Below are 1,631 nucleotides of genomic sequence, written 5' to 3' on the forward strand. Positions count from 1 at the left end.
CGGCGGCCGGTACGTTGCCGACGCGGTGAGCCGGGGTGCGGTCGCGGTGCTGACCGACGCCGCCGGTGTCGCCGAGATCGCCGCCCGCGGCGCTGTGGACGTGCCGGTCCTGGTACATCCGGAGCCCAGGGCGGTGCTGGGGGAGCTCGCGTCGGCCGTCTACGGCCGGCCGTCGGAGAAGCTGCGGGTCGTCGGTGTCACCGGGACGTCCGGCAAGACCACCACCACCTACCTGGTCGAGGCCGGCCTGCGGTCGGCGGGCCGGGTCGCCGGCCTGATCGGGACCGTCGGGGTGCGGATCGACGGCCACCAGCAGTCCGGCGGTCTGACCACCCCGGAAGCCCCCGATCTGCAGGCCCTGCTGGCCACCATGCTTGAGCGGGGCGTTGACACGGTGGTGATGGAGGTGTCCAGCCACGCGCTCGCGCTCGGGCGGGTGGACGGGGTGTCGTTCGCCGTCGGCGGCTTCACCAACCTGTCCCGCGATCACCTGGATTTCCACCCGACGATGGAGGACTACTTCGAGGCCAAGGCGCGCCTGTTCGACCCGGCGTCACCGGCGCACGCGGCGCTGTCGGTGATCTGTGTGGACGACGACTGGGGCCGGGCGATGGCCGCCCGTGCCGACCGGCCCGTCACCGTCAGCGCGACCGGGCCCGCCGACTGGACCGTGGAACAGATCCGGTCCGGTGGGGACGGCGTGCAGGACTTCCTCGCGGTGGATCCCACCGGTGTCCACCACGGACTGGAGATCGGGCTGCCCGGCCGCTACAACGTGGCCAACTGCCTGCTCGCGGTGGCGCTGCTGGACGCCGTCGGCGTGTCGCCCGAGCAGGCCGCCCCCGGGCTGCGCGATGCGACCGTCCCGGGCCGGCTGGAGGCGGTGAACCGCGGTCAGCCGTTCCTGGCGCTGGTGGACTATGCGCACAAGCCGGGGGCGCTCCAGGCGGTGCTGCGGACGCTGCGCGAGCAGACCGCGGGGCGGCTTGCGGTGGTGTTCGGGGCCGGTGGCAACCGTGACCGGGGCAAGCGTGAACCCATGGGTCGGGTGGCCGCCGAGCTGGCCGATCTCGTGGTCGTCACCGACGACAATCCGCGCGACGAGGATCCCGCCCTGATCCGCGCCGCGATCCTGGCCGGGGCAGCCGGTCGGCGCGCCGAGGTGGTCGAGATCGGTGACCGGCGGGCCGCGATCGAGCACGCGGTGGCGTGGGGCCGCCCCGGCGACGTCGTGCTGATCGCGGGCAAGGGGCACGAGGCCGGGCAGACCAGCGGCGGGCAGACCCGGCCGTTCGACGACCGCGACGAGTTGGCCGCGGCACTGGAGGCGTGGGGCACGCAGGAGGTTCAGCGGTGATAGAGCTTTCGCTGGCCCGGATCGCCGAGATCGTCGGTGGCCGGCTGGCCGACGTGTCCGCCGAGGACGCCGCGGCGACGATGGTCACCGGGACCGTCGAGTTCGACTCCCGCGCGGTGACTCCGGGCGGCCTGTTTCTGGCACTGCCGGGGTCGCGCACGGTGACGTTGTCGACGGCGTCGGGGTTGTCGACGACCTGGACGTGGTCGGGGGCCTCACCGGCGGTGCCGACGACTTCCTCGTGGCCTTCGTGACCGATGAGCAGGATGTCGAA

Annotated in this window: 1 protein-coding gene and 2 pseudogenes; 2 read left to right on the plus strand and 1 reads right to left on the minus strand. The window is 73.4% G+C overall.

What is annotated here, in order from left to right; genetic code table 11:
• Together ASJ79_RS23645 and ASJ79_RS32720 are read left to right on the plus strand one after the other, a co-directional pair.
• On the plus strand, positions 1-1,357 hold a 1,357-nt coding region (locus ASJ79_RS23645; protein WP_067960666.1), incomplete at its 5' end, for a UDP-N-acetylmuramoyl-L-alanyl-D-glutamate--2,6-diaminopimelate ligase.
• A pseudogene (locus ASJ79_RS32720) lies at positions 1,354-1,515 on the plus strand (UDP-N-acetylmuramoyl-tripeptide--D-alanyl-D-alanine ligase); the annotation flags it as partial. The gene ASJ79_RS23645 and the pseudogene ASJ79_RS32720, both read left to right, overlap by 4 nt.
• On the opposite strand, the pseudogene ASJ79_RS32725 reads toward ASJ79_RS32720, so the two are convergent.
• Positions 1,509-1,631, minus strand: a pseudogene (locus tag ASJ79_RS32725) (4-hydroxy-3-methylbut-2-enyl diphosphate reductase); the annotation flags it as partial. The pseudogenes ASJ79_RS32720 and ASJ79_RS32725 overlap by 7 nt on opposite strands.

Origin of the sequence: Mycobacterium sp. NAZ190054, from assembly GCF_001545925.1 — a bacterium.
Taxonomy (GTDB): Bacteria; Actinomycetota; Actinomycetes; order Mycobacteriales; family Mycobacteriaceae; genus Mycobacterium.